Source organism: Streptomyces sp. NPDC003035 (genome assembly GCF_042888285.1).
In the GTDB taxonomy this organism is placed as follows: domain Bacteria; phylum Actinomycetota; class Actinomycetes; order Streptomycetales; family Streptomycetaceae; genus Streptomyces.
This window is the reverse complement of sequence record NZ_JBIAPJ010000006.1, coordinates 558,226-576,310: the sequence shown is the minus strand read 5'-3', so window position 1 is coordinate 576,310 and position 18,085 is coordinate 558,226. Positions and strand designations below refer to the sequence as shown.

The following is an 18,085-nucleotide window of genomic DNA, read 5'->3' as shown; positions in this document are numbered from 1 at the left end:
TGGCGCCGGCCCGTTGTCCACAGGGGTGGCCGGGCGGGACCGGCAGGAGGACAGTGGAGCCATGCGGGGGTGGTGGCGTGTGATCGCCGGACTGGTGCTGCCGGTCGCCTGCGGAGGCTGCGGCAGGCCCCGTACGGAGCTGTGCCCGCGGTGCCGGGAGGAGCTGGCAGGCCCCGGACCACGCCGGGTGCGGCCCCTGCCGGAACCGGCCGGACTGCCGGCCGTTCATGCCGCCGCGCCCTATGCCGATGCCGTACGGTCCGTGCTCCTCACCCACAAGGAGCGCGGCGCGCTGTCCCTCGCCGGACCCCTCGGTTCCGCCCTCGCCGGTGCCGTGGAGGCGGCTGCCGGGCGCTGGGACGTCTCCGAGACCGGCCCCCTTCTCCTCGTACCCGTGCCCTCCTCCCGTCGCTCGGTGCGGGCGCGTGGCCACGATCCCACCCGGCGGATCGCGCTGGCCGCGGCGGGCCGGCTGCGCCGTCGAGGGCGGGCCGCCCGGGTGGTTCCGGTGCTCCGCCAGCGCCGGAACGTGGCGGACCAGTCCGGGCTCGGCGCCCGTGGACGGTTCGCCAACCTGGCCGGGGCACTGGAGGTCGTGTCCGGTGGCGCACGGCTCATGGAGGGCGGGCGGGTGGTGCTCGTGGACGATCTGATGACCACCGGTGCCTCGTTGACGGAGGCGGCGCGGGCACTGAGTGCCGTACATCTTCCGTTCATTCCGGGGCAGGGTGGAGCCACGGCGGAAAACGGCGGGGTGGAAAGCGGATTCGTACGGCCGATGGCGGCGGTGGTGGCATGTTCTCCGTCGTCGTTCGACCCAAACCGGAACTGACGGAGAACTTACGTCGTTGCAGGTGGTGAGAGGTGAAAACACCCGTACGGAGGTATGTGGCTGCAGCGGGTGCCGACATCCGTCCGAACGAGCTATGTTCGGTTGTGAGGAATGCCGAAAGCTACGCCTCAGCGAATGTACGGGTGCGCCTAGAGGACAGGAGTTCAGGGCGAATTAACCTCGGATCGGTGGGGTGGGGATCTTGCCGATGGGGGAGGAGGAGGTGAAAGTCGCCAAGTCCGAGACTCCGGCATTCACCGGAGTCTGGTGCAAAGGGAGATGCTCAGCGGCCCAGGTGCCGTCCTGAGCGATCCGGGAACGGAGTTCTGCGTGGACATCGTCGTCAAGGGCCGCAAGACCGAGGTGCCCGAGCGGTTCCGCAAGCACGTGGCCGAGAAGCTGAAGCTGGAGAAGATCCAGAAGCTCGACGGCAAGGTGATCAGCCTCGACGTCGAGGTGTCCAAGGAACACAACCCGCGGCAGGCCGACAGGTCCGACCGCGTGGAGATCACCCTCCACTCCCGAGGCCCGGTCATCCGGGCGGAAGCGGCAGCGGGCGACCCGTACGCAGCGCTCGACCTCGCCAGCGACAAGCTGGAGGCGCGCCTGCGCAAGCAGCACGACAAGCGCTACACCCGCCGTGGCACCGGCAGGCTGTCGGCGGCCGAGGTCGCCGACGTGGTGCCGGGCGTCGCACAGCTCAACGGAAGCGGCCAGCTGGTCTCCGAAGAGGCCGGCGGGGTGCCCACCACGATGATGGGCTCGATCGAAGTACAGGGCGAAGGCCCGCTGGTGGTCCGCGAGAAGACCCACAGCGCCGCGCCGATGAGCCTCGACCAGGCGCTCTACGAGATGGAGCTCGTCGGTCACGACTTCTACCTGTTCGTCGACGCCGACACCAAGCAGCCGAGTGTCGTCTACCGGCGTCACGCGTACGACTACGGCGTCATCCATCTGGAGAACGACCCGCTCGCCGAGGGCGGCGGTGCCGGTGGTGCCCTCGGCGGCTGACCCGCGGCCGGAGCACCACGCCCACTCTGTCCGTCACGGTGCCCCTGGAGCGCCCCTTGCGCCCCCAGGGGCACCCCCGTGCGACCCCGTGGAGTGCACGGGATCACCGCGCCGTCGTCCGGGCATGAAATCATGGCGTGCACGCCAACCGGTGCTTTGAGCGCAGTGGTTGGAGGACCGAACACGAATTCAGGCCACGGCCTTCAGGGGGAGGAACGATGGCGGACAGCTTCGGGCCGGTGCACAGCGGGCGGGAGCCCGATGGCGCAGCCGCCACCGAGGGATCGGATTCGGACAGCGGGGAGTCCCGCAAGGAGCCGATCCGGGTCCTCGTGGTGGACGATCACGCCCTCTTCCGCAGGGGTCTGGAGATCGTCCTCGCCCAGGAGGAGGACATTCAGGTCGTCGGCGAGGCGGGCGACGGGGCGGAGGCCGTCGACAAAGCGGCCGACCTGCTGCCCGACATCGTGCTGATGGACGTCCGGATGCCCAAGCGCGGTGGGATCGAGGCTTGCACCTCCATCAAGGAGGTGGCCCCCAGTGCGAAGATCATCATGCTGACGATCAGCGACGAGGAGGCCGATCTCTACGATGCGATCAAGGCGGGCGCGACCGGTTATCTCCTGAAGGAGATCTCCACCGACGAGGTGGCCACCGCGATTCGCGCGGTGGCCGACGGACAGTCGCAGATCAGCCCCTCGATGGCGTCGAAACTCCTCACCGAGTTCAAGTCGATGATCCAGCGGACGGACGAGCGCCGGCTGGTACCGGCGCCGCGGCTGACCGACCGCGAACTGGAAGTCCTCAAGCTCGTCGCGACCGGGATGAACAACCGGGACATCGCCAAGGAGCTGTTCATCTCCGAGAACACGGTGAAGAACCACGTGCGCAACATCCTGGAGAAGCTCCAGCTGCATTCCAGGATGGAGGCCGTGGTCTACGCGATGCGGGAGAAGATCCTCGAGATCAGGTGAGGGCGGCCGTCAGCGGGGCGATCAGTTCCGGACGGTCCGCCCGCTCGATCCGTACCGCGTCGCAGCCCACCCACTCGGCCGCCTCACGCAGCGCCTGGGCCATCGGAGCGACCGCCCTGGGGGAGTCCAGCGACACCTGCCGGGCCACCAGCGTCCTGCCCTCGCGCGCCGGGTCGACGCGGCCCAGCAGCTTCCCGCCCGCCAGCAACGGCATGGCGAAATAGCCGTGCACGCGCTTCTGCTTCGGCACGTACGCCTCCAGGCGGTGCGTGAAACCGAAGATCCGCTCCGTGCGCGGCCGCTCCCAGATCAGCGAGTCGAAGGGTGACAGCAGCGTCGTGCGGTGCCGGCCGCGCGGCTGCGTCGCCAGGGCGGCCGGATCGGCCCAGGCCGGCTTCCCCCAGCCCTCCACGACCACCGGTACGAGCCCGGAGGCCTCGACCACGGCGTCGAACGCCTCGCCCTTGATCCGGTGGTAGTCCGCGATGTCCGCGCGCGTGCCCACGCCCAGCGCCTCGCCCGCCTGCCGTACCAGCCGCCGCAGGCACTCGGTGTCGTCCAGGTCGTCGTGGAGCAGGGCGTCCGGGATCGCCCGCTCGGCCAGGTCGTAGACCCGCTTCCAGCCGCGCCGCTCGGTGCACACCACCTCGCCGTACATCAGCGCCCGCTCGACGGCGATCTTCGACTCGGACCAGTCCCACCACTCGCCCTTGTTCTTCGCGCCGCCGAGCTCCGTCGCCGTCTGCGGGCCCTCGGCCCGCAGCTGCTTGATCACGGCGTCGTACGCCCCGTCCGACAGCTCGTGGTGCCACTGCGGGCGGTCACGGTAGGCGCGGCGACGGAAGGCGAAGAGCGGCCACTCCTCGATGGGCAGGATGCAGGCCGCGTGCGACCAGTACTCGAAGGCGTGCCCCTCCGTCCAGTACGCCTCCTCGACCGTCGTACGGCCCACCGCGCCCAGGCGCGCGTACGGAATCAGCTCGTGCGAGCGCGCCAGGACGGAGATGGTGTCGAGCTGGACCTGGCCCAGGTGCCGCAGCACGCCGCGCACACCGGCCCGGCGGTCGGGCGCGCCCAGGAACCCCTGGGCGCGCAGGGCGATCCGGCGGGCTTCGTCCGCGGACAGTTCGGCGGCGGGAGGCGGCGCAGTCGTCATGGTCCGCACCCTAGAGGGCGGCACTGACACTCAGGCCCCGGACCGGGGATCCGGCAGATAGGGCAGCGAGCTCCGCAGGCCGAGGTCGGACGGGAGCAGCGCGCCGACCCAGGTGTCCCGCAGCACACCCTTGTTCGGCAGCGCGGCCCGCAGTGTGCCCTCGACCGTGAAACCGGCCTTCTCGGCGGTCGCGCGCGAGCCCAGGTTGCCGACCTCGGCGCGCCACTCCAGGCGCGTGCAGCCGAGCTCCGTGAAGGCCCAGTGGGCCAGGGCGAGGACGGTCTCCGTCATGTAGCCGCGGCCGCGGTGTTCCTTGGCCGTCCAGAACCCGACCTCCCACGTGCCCGAGCGGGGGTGGTGGAGCGCGGCGGCGGCGAGGATCGGGCCGCCCTCCCGGAGCCGTACGGCGAAGCTGTACTCGGTGTCGTCGCGCCAGCCGTCGGGGACGACGCGGTTCAGGAAGAACTCCGCGTCCTGACGCCCGTAGGGCGAGGGGACGGTCGTCCAGCGCTGGATGTCGGGGTCCTGGCAGATCGTGTGGACCTCGTCGGCGTCCTCCGGAGTGAACGTGGCGAGGGTCAGCCGTTCCGTGGTCAGTGTCGTCGGCTCCATGACGGAATTCTGGTGATCGGGGCGACGGGAAGCGAGCACTTTTCGGGCCCGGCGGCACCTTCGGTGCGTCTCGCGCGTTCTCATTCCGGGGCAGCGGTGACGCTCCGGTCCTTCGGGCCTCCCGGCGCGGCGGCGGTCTCGCTTACGATGGCCGTTGCGGTGGGGACCACCTGCCGTGCCCGCGCCCGAGTCCTTCACACGACCCAGTGCCAGGCCCGACCGGCAAGGAGACCAGCCTCAGTGTCCGTCTTCAACAAGCTCATGCGTGCAGGCGAAGGTAAGATCCTGCGCAAACTGCACCGCATCGCGGACCAGGTCAACTCCATCGAAGAGGACTTCGTCAACCTCTCCGACGCCGAGTTGCGGGGGCTCACCGAGGAGTACAAGCAGCGGTACGCCGACGGTGAGAGCCTCGACGACCTGCTCCCCGAGGCCTTCGCGACCGTCCGCGAGGGTGCCAAGCGCGTCCTCGGCCAGCGTCACTACGACGTCCAGCTGATGGGCGGCGCCGCCCTGCACCTCGGTTACGTCGCCGAGATGAAGACCGGTGAGGGCAAGACCCTCGTCGGCACGCTTCCCGCCTACCTGAACGCGCTGTCCGGCAAGGGCGTGCACCTGATCACGGTGAACGACTACCTGGCCGAGCGCGACTCCGAGATGATGGGCCGCGTCCACAAGTTCCTCGGACTGTCCGTCGGCTGCATCTTGGCGAACATGACTCCGGCCCAGCGCCGTGAGCAGTACGCCTGTGACATCACGTACGGCACGAACAACGAGTTCGGCTTCGACTACCTGCGCGACAACATGGCGTGGTCCAAGGACGAGCTCGTCCAGCGCGGCCACAACTTCGCCTGTGTCGACGAGGTCGACTCCATCCTCGTCGACGAGGCCCGTACGCCGCTGATCATCTCCGGCCCGGCCGACCAGGCCACGAAGTGGTACGGCGACTTCGCCAAGCTGGTCACCCGCCTGACCAGGGGCGAGGCCGGGAACACCCTCAAGGGCATCGAGGAGACCGGCGACTACGAGGTCGACGAGAAGAAGCGCACCGTCGGCATCCACGAGTCCGGTGTCGCCAAGGTCGAGGACTGGCTGGGCATCGACAACCTCTACGAGTCGGTGAACACCCCGCTCGTCGGGTACCTGAACAACGCCATCAAGGCCAAGGAACTCTTCAAGAAGGACAAGGACTACGTCGTCATCGACGGCGAAGTCATGATCGTCGACGAGCACACCGGCCGTATCCTCGCCGGCCGCCGCTACAACGAGGGCATGCACCAGGCGATCGAGGCGAAGGAAGGGGTGGACATCAAGGACGAGAACCAGACCCTCGCCACGATCACCCTGCAGAACTTCTTCCGCCTCTACGACAAGCTCTCCGGCATGACCGGTACGGCCATGACCGAGGCGGCCGAGTTCCACCAGATCTACAAGCTCGGCGTCGTCCCGATCCCGACGAACAGGCCCATGGTCCGTAAGGACCAGTCGGACCTGATCTACCGGACCGAGGTCGCCAAGTTCGCCGCCGTCGTCGACGACATCGCGGAGAAGCACGAGAAGGGCCAGCCGATCCTCGTCGGTACGACGTCGGTCGAGAAGTCCGAGTACCTCTCGCAGCAGCTCTCCAAGCGCGGCATCCAGCACGAGGTCCTCAACGCCAAGCAGCACGACCGTGAGGCGACGATCGTCGCCCAGGCCGGCCGCAAGGGCGCCGTCACCGTCGCCACGAACATGGCGGGACGAGGCACCGACATCAAGCTCGGCGGCAACCCGGACGACCTCGCCGAGGCCGAGCTGCGCCAGATGGGCCTGGACCCGGTCGAGCACGTCGAGGAGTGGGCCGCGGCCCTTCCCGCCGCCCTGGAGCGCGCCGAGAAGGCCGTGAAGGCGGAGTTCGAGGAGGTCAAGTCGCTCGGCGGGCTGTACGTGCTGGGCACCGAGCGCCACGAGTCGCGCCGTATCGACAACCAGCTGCGCGGTCGTTCGGGCCGTCAGGGCGACCCGGGCGAGTCCCGCTTCTACCTCTCGCTCGGTGACGACCTGATGCGCCTGTTCAAGGCCCAGATGGTCGAGCGCGTCATGGCCATGGCCAACGTGCCGGACGACGTGCCGATCGAAAACAAGATGGTCACGCGCGCCATCGCCTCCGCGCAGTCCCAGGTCGAGACCCAGAACTTCGAGACGCGTAAGAACGTCCTGAAGTACGACGAGGTCCTCAACCGCCAGCGCGAGGTCATCTACGGCGAGCGCCGCCGCGTCCTGGAGGGCGAGGACCTGCACGAGCAGATCCGCCACTTCATGGACGACACGATCGACGACTACATCCGCCAGGAGACCGCCGAGGGCTTCGCGGAGGAGTGGGACCTCGACCGGTTGTGGAACGCCTTCAAGCAGCTCTACCCGGTGAAGGTCACCGTGGAGGAGCTGGAGGAGGCGGCCGGCGACCGTGCGGGCATCACGGCCGAGTTCATCGCCGAGTCCGTCAAGGACGACATCCACGAGCAGTACGACGCCCGCGAGAAGTCGCTCGGCTCGGACATCATGCGTGAGCTGGAGCGCCGCGTGGTTCTCTCGGTGCTCGACCGGAAGTGGCGCGAGCACCTCTACGAGATGGACTACCTCCAGGAGGGCATCGGCCTGCGCGCGATGGCCCAGAAGGACCCGCTGGTCGAGTACCAGCGCGAGGGCTTCGACATGTTCACCGCGATGATGGAGGGCATCAAGGAGGAGTCCGTCGGCTACCTGTTCAACCTGGAGGTCCAGGTCGAGCAGCAGGTCGAGGAGGTTCCGGTGGCCACCTCGCTCAGCAAGGAGGACGCCGTGCCGGCCGGCGCCGGGCGTCCGGAGATCCGTGCCAAGGGGCTCGACGCCCCGCAGCGGCCGGACCGGCTGCACTTCACCGCGCCCAAGGTGGACGGCGAGGGCAGCATCGTCGAGGGCGACTTCGTCAGCGACGACGCCTCCGCGGGTGGGGACGGCATGACGCGCGCCGAGCGTCGCAAGGCGCAGAAGAGCACGGGCGGTCGTCGCCGCAAGAAGTGACCCCCTGAGGGGAGGAGGGGCCGGGCACCGGGTGCGGTGGCCGGCCCCTTCGTCATGTCCGGGCGACGCGCCCTTCGTCATGTCCGGGCGGCGCGCGACTGGGCCGGCACGCGCGCGTGGGAGTCCCTCTCCCGTCCGTGCTCCTGCCCGTGCGTGGGGGCGCCCCCGTGGAGGCCGTCCAGTTCGACGGCGGCGCAGCGCCAGCGGCGGTCGGCGCCGCGCTCCAGACGGAAGGCCATGGCCCGGATCCGTTCCCCGGTGGCGACGGTCGCGCAGACCTCGACGGCGTCCGTCCGGGGCGGGTGGAAGTGGCAGGTGCGCAGGACGGGGCGCGCCCCCGGGGACCTGAAGGGCGTTCCCGGGGGCGAGCTGGACGAGCTGTTCGTACGCCTCCCCGACCGTCTGACCGAGCATCCAGTGGACCGGCCGCTCGCCGCTGAGGACGGCGAGGAGGCGTTCGGCGAAGAGAGCGTGCGGCGGGAGCGCGCGGGGCGGTACGGCGCCGCGTGAGGCGGTTGCCGGGCGGGTTCCGGCGCGGCCCCGAGGGCCGGTGCCGGCCGGACCGCCCGGCCCACGCGGTGCGGGGGTGCGGGCGGGCCTCGGGCTCGTGGCGGCGGTGCTCATGGGCGGTCCCCGTTCCGTACGGCCCGGGCGGTCTACCGGGCGGTAACTTCTGTTGGGGATCTTGTACGGGCGCGCTCGGTGCCCCCGCAAGACACCGTGGGGGCCACCGCAGCCGGGCGGCGGGTTCACCTATCCGAGTGAGGGAGCGGTCCTCGGGGTCTGTCGGCGCAGGGGCGGGGGATGCCTCGGGTGGACCGGCGGGACGACGGCCTGGAGGCCCCGAAGGGGGACTCCCCACGTATCCTGAGAGGCGTTTCCGACTACGAAAGCGGCCAGCCATGCGCGTGTACGTCCCCCTGACCCTTCCCGGTCTCGCACAGGCGCACAAGGCGGGCGAGCTGGGCCCCGGTCCGCTGACCGCGTACGCCGTGACGCCCGCCCTGCGCGAGTGGTACGTCTCCGACGACATCGAGGAGCTCGAGTACGCGGCGCTCAGCCGGGCCGCCTCCGCCTCCCTGCGGCTGCTGGCCGGTGACCCCTCGGCCGCACGGCGCCGGATCGTCGTCGCCGTCGACGTGCCGGACAAGGAGGCGGTCGTCGACCCCGACCGGGGCCTGGACCCCGGCGCCCTGGGCGAGGTCCGTATCGCCGGAGCCGTACCGCTGGCCAAGGCGGCGGCCGTGCACGCCGACGCCGACGACGCCGAGGCGGACGTCTCGGCGGCGGCGGCCGCGCTGGGGGCGGCGGACCAGGGCGACGACGACGCGCAGTTCACGGTGGACGGGGCGGAGGACCACGAGCTGCTCTGGTTCGGGGTGCAGGAGATTCCGGGGCTGCTGGCCTGAGGAGCGGTCGGCCCAGGAGCGGTCGGCCCAGGAGCGGTCGGCCCAGGTCGGTTGTCGGAGCGGGCCGGTACCGTCTTCGCATGGGGAAGCACGCGAAGCACCTGGTCTGGGACTGGAACGGGACACTGCTCGACGACATCGAGGCCGTCATCGGGGCGACGAACGCCGCGTTCGCCGAGCTCGGCCTGGAGCCGATCACGCTCGCGCGCTACCGCGAGCTCTACATGGTGCCCGTGCCGAAGTTCTACGAGCGGCTGATGGGGCGCTTGCCCACGGACGACGAGTGGACGCTGATGGACGGCGTCTTCCACAAGCACTACTGGCAGCGGGCGGAGGCCTGCGGGCTCACGGTCGGGGCGGCGGAGCTGCTGGCCGCGCGCCAGGAGTCCGGGCTGACGCAGTCGCTGCTCTCGCTGGCGCCGCACACGGAACTGATACCGCTGGTGCGGCGGCACGGGATCGAGGAGCGGTTCGTGCGGGTGGACGGGCGGGTCGGGTCCTCGACGGCGGGGAAGTCGGCGCACATGGTGCGCCATCTGGCCGCCCTGGAGGGTGTCGACCCCTCGCGGATCGTGGTGATCGGGGACGCGGCGGACGACGCGGTGGCGGCGGCGCACGTCGGTGCGCGGGCGGTGCTGTACACCGGGGGGTCGCACAGCCGGGCGTCGCTCGAGAGGGTCGGCGTGCCGGTGGTCGACTCGCTCGCGGAGGCGGTCCAGGTGGCGGAGGAGCTGGTCTAGGTGGGCGCGCCCGGTGGGCGGTGCGGAGCGGGGTCGGGTGCGGCTCGGTGGGGGTTGTGCCCACGGAACGGCCGCCCCCGACCCCGAGGCCGCCCCTACCCCTTCGCGCGCAGGACCTTCAGGAACTCGCGCATCCAGGTCGGGTGGTCCGGCCAGGCCCGGGAGGAGACCAGGGTGCCGTCCACCACCGCCTCCGTGTCCTGGAAGCTCGCGCCCGCCGCCTGCATGTCGAGTTCCAGGGCCGGGTACGCCGTGACCCGGCGGCCCTCCAGGCCGCCGATCGCCGCCGTCAGGAGCGGGCCGTGGCAGATCTGGGCCACCGGCTTGTCCGCGTCGAAGAACGACTTGAGGATCTTGCGGAGCTCGGGGTCGTTGCGGAGGTACTCCGGGGCCCGGCCGCCGGGGATCACCACCGCCACGTAGTCGCCCGGGTCCACCTCCGAGAACGCCAGGTCGGCGGGCCAGGTGTAGCCCGGCTTCTCGGTGTACGTGTCGTAGCCCGGCTCGAAGTCGTGCACCACGAACCGCAGCTGCTTGCGCGCCGGGGCGGCGATGTGGACTTCGTACCCCTCTTCGAGGAGACGCTGGTAGGGGTACATGACCTCCAGCGACTCCGCCGCGTCCCCGGTCACGATCAAGATCTTCGCCATGGCGACTCCCGGATCCAGTGATGTACCCACCACGCTGCCCGCCGCGGGCCGCTTTGCCAAGAGGACATCTGTCGCTGTCCATAACGTCAAACTTCCACCCCCTCTTTTGTACACATACGGACCATGACGGCCCCGGGGTGGAGAGCGATAGGCTTTTCCCGTGATCAGCGCGATACGCCGAGGGGGCAGCGAAGCCCCCGGCTCTCGCCCGGTCCGCTACCGCGGCCGGGCCGACATGGCGTTCGCTGATCCCTTCCGTCCGGGCCCCGTGCCGAGATTGGCCGAAATCGGCTCGGACATCTCTCATCCCGGCATAACGTCGATGTCGACCGGTAACCCCGCGTCGTGGCGTTGCGCCATTTCTTCCACCGACGTCACGCAACGGCGCGCGACAGGAGCCAGGGACAATGCAGACCAAGCTGGACGAAGCCAAGGCCGAGCTGCTCGCACGGGCTGCCCGGGTAGCTGAGACCGGTCCGGTCGGGGGGCAACTTCCGACGGGACCCGAGAAGGGGAAGCGCCCGGACGGGGACACCCTGCTCGACTACCTCCAGCGCTACTACCTGCACACCGCGCCCGAGGACCTCACCGACCGCGATCCGGTGGACGTCTTCGGCGCCGCTCTCTCGCACTACCGGCTCGCGGAGAACCGCCCCCAGGGCACCGCGAGCGTCCGCGTCCACACCCCGACGGTCGAGGAGAACGGCTGGACCTGCAGCCACTCCGTCGTCGAGGTCGTCACCGACGACATGCCCTTCCTCGTCGACTCGGTCACCAACGAGCTCTCCCGCCAGGGCCGCGGTATCCACGTCGTGGTCCACCCGCTGGTCCGCGTCCGCCGCGACGTGACGGGCAAGCTCATCGAGGTCCTGACGAACGGGCCCACGCCCGAGCAGGCCCACGACGTGCTCACCGAGTCCTGGATCCACGTCGAGATCGACCGCGAGACCGACCGCGCCGACCTCAAGCAGATCACCACGGACCTGCTGCGCGTCCTGTCCGACGTTCGCGAGACCGTCGAGGACTGGGAGAAGATGCGCGACGCCGCGCTGCGCATCGCCGAGAACCTGCCCGCCGAGCCCACCGCCGACGACCTGCGTCCCACCGAGGTCGAGGAGGCCCGCGAGCTGCTGCGCTGGCTCGCGGACGACCACTTCACCTTCCTGGGCTACCGCGAGTACGAGCTGGTCGACGGAGACGCGCTGGCCGCCGTCCCGGGCACGGGTCTCGGCATCCTGCGCTCCGACCCGCGCCACAGCGGCGACGACGACCACCACGCCCACCCCGTGTCGCCGTCGTTCAGCCGGCTACCGGACGACGTCCGCGCCAAGGCGAGCGAGCACAAGCTGCTGATCCTCACCAAGGCCAACAGCCGCGCCACCGTGCACCGCCCCTCGTACCTCGACTACGTGGGCGTGAAGAAGTTCGACGCCGACGGCAACGTCGTCGGGGAGCGCCGATTCCTCGGCCTGTTCTCCTCCGCCGCGTACACCGAGTCCGTCCGCCGGGTTCCGGTCATCAAGCGCAAGGTCCAGGAGGTCCTGGACGGCGCGGGCTTCTCGCCCAACAGCCACGACGGCCGCGACCTGCTCCAGATCCTGGAGACGTACCCGCGCGACGAGCTCTTCCAGACCCCGCCCGACGAGCTGCGCGCCATCGTCACCTCCGTGCTCTACCTGCAGGAACGCCGCCGGCTGCGGCTCTACCTGCGCCAGGAGGAGTACGGCCGCTTCTACTCGGCCCTCGTCTACCTGCCGCGCGACCGCTTCAACACCACCGTCCGTGAGCGTTTGACCGACATCCTCAAGGAGGAGCTCGACGGGACGAGCGTCGACTTCACGCTCATGAGCACCGAGTCGGTGCTCACCCGCCTGCACTTCGTCGTGCGGGTCGCGCCCGGTACCGAGCTGACGCAGCTCACCGACGCCGACAAGGACCGCATCGAGGCCCGGCTCGTCGAGGCCGCCCGCTCCTGGGCCGACGGCTTCGCCGAGGCCCTCAACGCCGAGACCGGCGAGGAGCGCGCCGCCGAGCTGCTGCGCCGTTACGGCAACGCCTTCCCCGAGGGCTACAAGGCCGACCACTCGCCGCGCGCCGCCGTGGCCGACCTGGTCCACCTGGAGCAGCTGAACCGCACCGGCAAGGAGTTCGCCCTCTCGCTGTACGAGCCGGTCGGCACCGGAGCCGGCGAGCGCCGCTTCAAGATCTACAAATCCGGCGCTCAGATCTCCCTCTCGGCCGTGCTCCCGGTGCTCAACCGGCTCGGCGTCGAGGTCATCGACGAGCGTCCGTACGAGCTGCGCTGCGCCGACCGCGCCAACGCGTGGATCTACGACTTCGGTCTGCGGATGCCCACCCCGACCGCCAACGGCGCCTCCTTCAGCGACGACGCCCGTGAGCGGTTCCAGGAGGCGTTCGCCGCCACCTGGACCGGCGAGGCCGAGAACGACGGCTTCAACTCGCTGGTCCTGAGCGCGGGGCTGAACTGGCGTCAGGCGATGGTGCTGCGCGCCTACGCGAAGTACCTGCGCCAGGCCGGTTCGACGTTCAGCCAGGACTACATGGAGGACACCCTCCGCAACAACGTCCACACCACCCGGCTGCTCGTCTCGCTCTTCGAGGCCCGGATGTCCCCGGAGCGCCAGCGCGCCGGCACCGAGCTCATCGACGGGCTCCTGGAGGAGCTGGACGGCGCCCTCGACCAGGTCGCGAGCCTGGACGAGGACCGCATCCTGCGCTCCTTCCTCACCGTCATCAAGGCCACGCTGCGGACCAACTTCTTCCAGAGCGCCAGCGAGGGAAGCGACAACAGGGGCCAGATGGCGGACGGCGGCGAGCGGCCGCACGCGTACGTCTCGATGAAGTTCGACCCGCAGGCCATGCCCGACCTCCCCGCGCCCCGCCCGGCATACGAGATCTGGGTGTACTCGCCGCGCGTCGAGGGCGTGCACCTGCGCTTCGGCAAGGTCGCCCGAGGGGGCTTGCGCTGGTCCGACCGGCGTGAGGACTTCCGTACCGAGATCCTCGGCCTGGTCAAGGCGCAGATGGTGAAGAACACCGTCATCGTGCCCGTCGGCGCCAAGGGCGGCTTCGTCGCCAAGCAGCTCCCGGACCCCTCCGTGGACCGCGACGCCTGGCTGGCCGAGGGCATCGCGAGCTACAAGACCTTCATCTCGGCGCTGCTCGACATCACCGACAACCTGGTCGCCGGCGAGGTCGTGCCCCCGGTCGACGTCGTCCGCCACGACGAGGACGACACCTACCTCGTCGTCGCCGCCGACAAGGGCACCGCGACCTTCTCCGACATCGCCAACGAGGTCGCCGTCAGCTACGGCTTCTGGCTCGGCGACGCCTTCGCGTCCGGCGGTTCGGCCGGCTACGACCACAAGGGCATGGGCATCACCGCCCGCGGCGCCTGGGAGTCCGTGAAGCGGCACTTCCGCGAGCTGGGCCACGACACCCAGACCGAGGACTTCACCGTCGTCGGCGTCGGCGACATGTCCGGTGACGTCTTCGGCAACGGCATGCTGCTCTCCGAGCACATCAGGCTCGTGGCGGCATTCGACCACCGGCACATCTTCATCGACCCGAACCCGGACGCGGCCGTCTCGTACGCCGAGCGGCGCCGTCTCTTCGAGCTGCCCCGCAGCTCCTGGGCCGACTACAAGACGGAGCTCCTCTCCGCGGGCGGCGGCATCCACCCCCGTACCGCCAAGTCGATCCCCGTCAACGCGCAGATGCGCGCGGCCCTCGGCATCGAGGCCGGCGTCACCAAGATGACCCCGGCCGAGCTGATGCAGGCGATCCTCCACTCGCCCGTCGACCTGCTGTGGAACGGCGGCATCGGTACGTACGTCAAGTCGTCCGCCGAGTCGAACGCGGACGTCGGCGACAAGGCGAACGACGCCATCCGCGTCAACGGCGAGGACCTGCGGGTCAAGGTCGTGGGCGAGGGCGGCAACCTGGGTCTGACGCAGCTCGGCCGTATCGAGTTCGCCCGCAAGGGCGGCCCCGACGGCGAGGGCGGCAAGGTCAACACCGACGCCATCGACAACAGCGCCGGCGTGGACACCTCGGACCACGAGGTCAACATCAAGATCCTGCTCAACGGGCTCGTCACCGAAGGTGACATGACCGTGAAGCAGCGCAACAAGATCCTCGCCGAGATGACCGACGAGGTCGGCGCGCTCGTCCTGCGCAACAACTACGCGCAGAACGTGGCCCTGGCCAACGCGGTCGCGCAGTCGCCCTCCCTCCTCCACGCCCACCAGCGGTTCATGCGCCGCCTGGGCCGGGACGGCGCCCTCGACCGCTCGCTGGAGTTCCTGCCCAACGACCGGCAGATCCGCGAGCTGCTCAACAACGGCAAGGGCCTGAGCCAGCCGGAGCTCGCCGTCCTCCTCGCGTACACCAAGATCACGGTGGCCGACGAGCTGATCGGCACCGGTCTGCCGGACGACGCCTACCTGCGCCGTCTGCTCCACGCCTACTTCCCGACGCAGCTGCGCGAGTCGTTCGCCGACGCGGTCGACAACCACCCGCTGCGCCGGGAGATCATCACCACGATCCTGGTCAACGACACCGTCAACAGTGGTGGCTCGACCTTCCTGCACCGCCTCCGCGAGGAGACGGGCGCGTCGATCGAGGAGATCGTCCGCGCGCAGACCGCCGCCCGCGCCATCTTCCGGCTGGACGAGGTCTGGGACGCCGTCGAGGCGCTGGACAACCAGGTCCCGGCCGAGTTCCAGACGCGGATGCGGCTGCACTCGCGGCGCCTGGTCGAGCGCGGCACGCGCTGGCTGCTCGGCAACCGCCCGCAGCCGCTCGAGCTCGCCGAGACCGTCGACTTCTTCGGCGACCGCGTGGAGCAGGTCTGGTCCGAGCTGCCGCAGCTGCTGCGCGGCGCGGACCTGGAGTGGTACCAGCAGATCCTGGAGGAGCTGACCTCGGTCGGCGTGCCGGAGGAGCTCGCCCTGCGGGTCGCCGGCTTCTCCTCCGCCTTCCCGATCCTGGACATCGTCGCGATCGCGGACCGCACCGCCAAGGACCCCATGGCGGTCGCCGAGGTCTACTACGACCTGGCCGACCGGCTGCGGATCACCCAGCTCATGGACCGGATCATCGAACTGCCGCGCGCCGACCGGTGGCAGTCGATGGCCCGCGCCTCCATCCGCGAGGACCTGTTCGCCGCGCACGCCGCCCTCACGGCGGACGTGCTGTCGGCGGGCAACGGGACCTCGACGCCGGAGGAGCGGTTCAAGGCCTGGGAGCAGAAGAACGCGGCGATCCTCGGCCGGGCGCGCACGACGCTGGAGGAGATCCAGGGCTCGGAGACCTTCGACCTGGCGAACCTGTCGGTGGCGATGCGGACGATGCGCCAGCTGCTGCGCGCGCACAGCTAGGCACGGCGGCATGTGAAGGGCCCTGCCGGTTCCCTGCCGGCGGGGCCCTTCGTCATGCCGGGGGAGCCGACGGGGCGGCTGGGGCGGCCGGGGCGGTCACGAGGACGGTCGAGGTCCACAGGCGTCGCGCGGCCAGCAGCGCCGCCGCGAGCAGCAGCCCGTTGCGGAGCACCATGACGGCCACGCCGGTCCAGGAGGCGGCCACCACCTCGTCGTACAGGACCGGGTACGCGAGGGAGCTCAGCGCGGCCGCCGGCAGGAGCAGCAGCGCCACCGGCCGCATCACGGTCCGCCGCGAGGTCAGACAGACGGCGGCGAGACCGAGCAGCCAGATCATGTACTGCGGGCTGATCACCCGGCTGGTCACGGTGAAGAGCAGCACGGCGGCGAGCGCCGCGTCCAGCGGCGTCGCCTCGTTCCAGCCGCGGGCGCGCAGCCGCCACAGCACCAGCCAGACGAAGGCGAGGACCGTCAGCAGCAGCGCGAGGCGGCCCACGCTGGAGACGTACGGGCCGACGTACTCGAAGGCGCCGTAGCGGTACTGGACGGTGCCGGGCCAGACGCCCGTCGCCCTGGCCAGCGCGAGCCCGGTGCCGCCCAGCGACTCGATCTGGATCCCGCGACTGCCCTGCTGGCGCAGGAAGCCGAGCGAGTGCGAGAAGAGGAAGGCGAGGGTGGCGAGGAGGGCCGCGGCGGTGACGGCGGCGGAGACCCAGGCGTCGCGGGTGGTACGGCCCCGGGGGGTGCCGATCAGGGTGAGCACCGGCCACACCTTCACCAGCGCGCCCAGGGCGGCCAGCGCCCCGCCGAACCGGTGCCCGGCGGTCGAGCGGGACGTCAGCGCGAGCAGGGCGAGGACCGCGAGGGCGGTGACCTGGACGTCGTACCGGGCCAGCGGGAGGTGGAGGAGCAGCGGGAGCCCGCCGACCCAGATCCACGCGCCGTGTGTGACCCGGTCGCTGTCGGCCCGGGCGAGGGCCAGCGCGACCGCGGCGTCGGCGAGGAGGGCGAGGGCGACGAAGCCCTGGAAGTACGTGAGCCAGGGCAGCACCCCGGGGGACATGATCACCAGGCCCGCGCCGGGCGGGTACTGCCAGGTGACGTCGTCCATCGGGAAGGTGCCGTGGGTGAACTGTTGGTACCAGTGCTGGTAGAGGACGTACACCTCACGGCCGACCCCGCCCACGCCCAGGCTGTCGCGCAGCAGGAGCAGCAGCATGCCCGCGCGCGTGAGGGTCCAGACGATGGCGAGGGCGAGGGCGGGGCCCCGGCCGACCCAGACGAAGGTGGCCGAGGTGAAGGTGTCCGAGTCGAAGGGTGAGCCGGTGAGGGCGGGCGGCGCGGGGGCGCACGTCCGCTTCTCGCCGGGCTCGGGCTGCGGCTGGGGAGTGTGGTCACGAGGCGTCGTCATCGCACCGCACTCTATTTCGGTTTGGGTGGTTTACGGGTGTTTTGTCAGCCCTTCTTGGTGAACGCCTCGTACGCCGCCACGACCTCCTTGGCCGGTCCGTCCATCCGCAGGGTGCCCGCTTCCAGCCACAGCGCCCGGTCACAGGTCTCGGTGATCGTGGAGTTGGAGTGGGACACGAGGAAGACGGTGCCCGCCTCGGCGCGCAGCTCGTCGATCCGCCGCTGGCTGCGGCGCCGGAACGACGCGTCGCCGGTGGAGAGCGCCTCGTCGATGAGCAGCACGTCATGGCTCTTGGCAGCCGCGATGGCGAAGCGGAGGCGAGCGCCCATGCCGGAGGAGTACGTCCGCATGGGCAGCGAGATGAAGTCGCCCTTCTCGTTGATCCCGGAGAAGTCGACGATGTCGTCGTAGCGGTCGGTGACCTCCGTGCGGGTCATGCCCATCGCGAGCCCGCCGAGGATCACGTTGCGCTCGCCGGTCAGGTCGTTCATCAGGGCGGCGTTCACTCCGAGGAGAGAGGGCTGGCCCTGGGTGTAGATCCTGCCCTCGTTGACCGGCAGGAGGCCGGCCACGGCCTTCAGGAGGGTGGATTTCCCCGATCCGTTCGAACCGATCAGGCCAATCGCCTCGCCCCGGTACGCGACGAAGCTGACGCCCTTGACCGCGTGCACCGTGCGCGCGCCGGGGGTGGCGCGCCGGGAGAAGATCCGGCTGAGCGCGGCGGTCGCGCTTCCCCTGCCGGTACGGGCGCCGTTGACGGTGTAGGTGATGTGGACGCCGTCGGCGACGACGGTCGGGGTGCGCTCGGGGGGCCTCGGGGCCGGGATGGGGCTCGGGGTCGGTGTC

The 18,085-nt window shown here is 70.4% G+C and carries 12 protein-coding genes and 1 pseudogene; 7 read left to right on the top strand and 6 right to left on the bottom strand.

Annotated elements, in window-relative coordinates:
• Window positions 1-61: 61 nt before the first annotated feature.
• The 3 genes from ACFYV5_RS22425 to ACFYV5_RS22415 all read left to right on the top strand — a co-directional run bounded on the left by ACFYV5_RS22425 (window position 62) and on the right by ACFYV5_RS22415 (window position 2,817).
• Complete coding sequence (locus tag ACFYV5_RS22425) at window positions 62-832, top strand: ComF family protein (protein ID WP_389171059.1); 771 nt, start codon at window positions 62-64, stop codon at window positions 830-832.
• A 330-nt stretch (window positions 833-1,162) separates the two neighbouring features.
• A complete protein-coding gene (gene hpf / locus ACFYV5_RS22420) occupies window positions 1,163-1,843 on the top strand; it encodes a ribosome hibernation-promoting factor, HPF/YfiA family (RefSeq protein WP_389171126.1) in 681 nt (226 codons plus the stop codon).
• Between the two features lie 218 nt (window positions 1,844-2,061).
• Window positions 2,062-2,817 (top strand): response regulator, encoded by a 756-nt coding sequence (locus ACFYV5_RS22415; RefSeq protein ID WP_389171056.1) that lies wholly within the window; start codon window positions 2,062-2,064, stop codon window positions 2,815-2,817.
• Here the strand turns inward: ACFYV5_RS22415 and ACFYV5_RS22410 are convergent.
• A complete protein-coding gene (locus ACFYV5_RS22410; protein WP_389171053.1) occupies window positions 2,810-3,973 on the bottom strand; it encodes a winged helix-turn-helix domain-containing protein in 1,164 nt (387 codons plus the stop codon). The genes ACFYV5_RS22415 and ACFYV5_RS22410 overlap by 8 nt on opposite strands.
• A 30-nt stretch (window positions 3,974-4,003) precedes the next feature.
• Window positions 4,004-4,585, bottom strand: coding sequence for a GNAT family N-acetyltransferase (locus ACFYV5_RS22405; protein ID WP_355112553.1), 582 nt, complete (start codon window positions 4,583-4,585; stop codon window positions 4,004-4,006).
• 240 nt (window positions 4,586-4,825) lie between these two features.
• Here ACFYV5_RS22405 and secA point away from each other — a divergent pair, with 240 nt between their 5' ends.
• Complete coding sequence (gene secA, locus ACFYV5_RS22400) at window positions 4,826-7,627, top strand: preprotein translocase subunit SecA (protein ID WP_355112551.1); 2,802 nt, start codon at window positions 4,826-4,828, stop codon at window positions 7,625-7,627.
• A 173-nt stretch (window positions 7,628-7,800) separates the two neighbouring features.
• Here the strand turns inward: secA and ACFYV5_RS22395 are convergent.
• Window positions 7,801-8,251: pseudogene (locus tag ACFYV5_RS22395) on the bottom strand (Rv3235 family protein); the annotation flags it as partial.
• A gap of 278 nt (window positions 8,252-8,529) precedes the next feature.
• Between ACFYV5_RS22395 and ACFYV5_RS22390 the strand changes: the two are divergent.
• Both ACFYV5_RS22390 and ACFYV5_RS22385 read left to right on the top strand, forming a co-directional pair.
• A complete protein-coding gene (locus tag ACFYV5_RS22390) occupies window positions 8,530-9,036 on the top strand; it encodes a DUF6912 family protein (RefSeq protein WP_355112547.1) in 507 nt (168 codons plus the stop codon).
• An 80-nt stretch (window positions 9,037-9,116) separates the two neighbouring features.
• Window positions 9,117-9,776, top strand: a complete 660-nt coding sequence (locus tag ACFYV5_RS22385) for an HAD family hydrolase (RefSeq protein ID WP_389171049.1) — start codon at window positions 9,117-9,119, stop codon at window positions 9,774-9,776.
• Window positions 9,777-9,871: 95 nt separating this feature from the next.
• Here the strand turns inward: ACFYV5_RS22385 and ACFYV5_RS22380 are convergent, their stop codons facing one another.
• A complete protein-coding gene (locus ACFYV5_RS22380) occupies window positions 9,872-10,426 on the bottom strand; it encodes a DJ-1/PfpI family protein (protein ID WP_355112543.1) in 555 nt (184 codons plus the stop codon).
• A 407-nt stretch (window positions 10,427-10,833) separates the two neighbouring features.
• Between ACFYV5_RS22380 and ACFYV5_RS22375 the strand changes: the two genes are divergently transcribed.
• Window positions 10,834-15,828 (top strand): NAD-glutamate dehydrogenase, encoded by a 4,995-nt coding sequence (locus ACFYV5_RS22375; protein WP_355112541.1) that lies wholly within the window; start codon window positions 10,834-10,836, stop codon window positions 15,826-15,828.
• A gap of 52 nt (window positions 15,829-15,880) precedes the next feature.
• Here ACFYV5_RS22375 and ACFYV5_RS22370 read toward each other — a convergent pair whose 3' ends face one another.
• Both ACFYV5_RS22370 and ACFYV5_RS22365 read right to left on the bottom strand, forming a co-directional pair.
• Window positions 15,881-17,239 carry a glycosyltransferase 87 family protein gene (locus ACFYV5_RS22370; protein ID WP_389171045.1) on the bottom strand — a complete coding sequence of 453 codons (1,359 nt, stop codon included), beginning with the start codon at window positions 17,237-17,239 and terminating at the stop codon, window positions 15,881-15,883.
• Window positions 17,240-17,283: 44 nt separating this feature from the next.
• On the bottom strand, window positions 17,284-18,066 hold the full coding sequence (locus ACFYV5_RS22365) for an ABC transporter ATP-binding protein (protein ID WP_389171123.1): 783 nt from the start codon (window positions 18,064-18,066) through the stop codon (window positions 17,284-17,286).
• Window positions 18,067-18,085 lie beyond the last annotated feature (19 nt).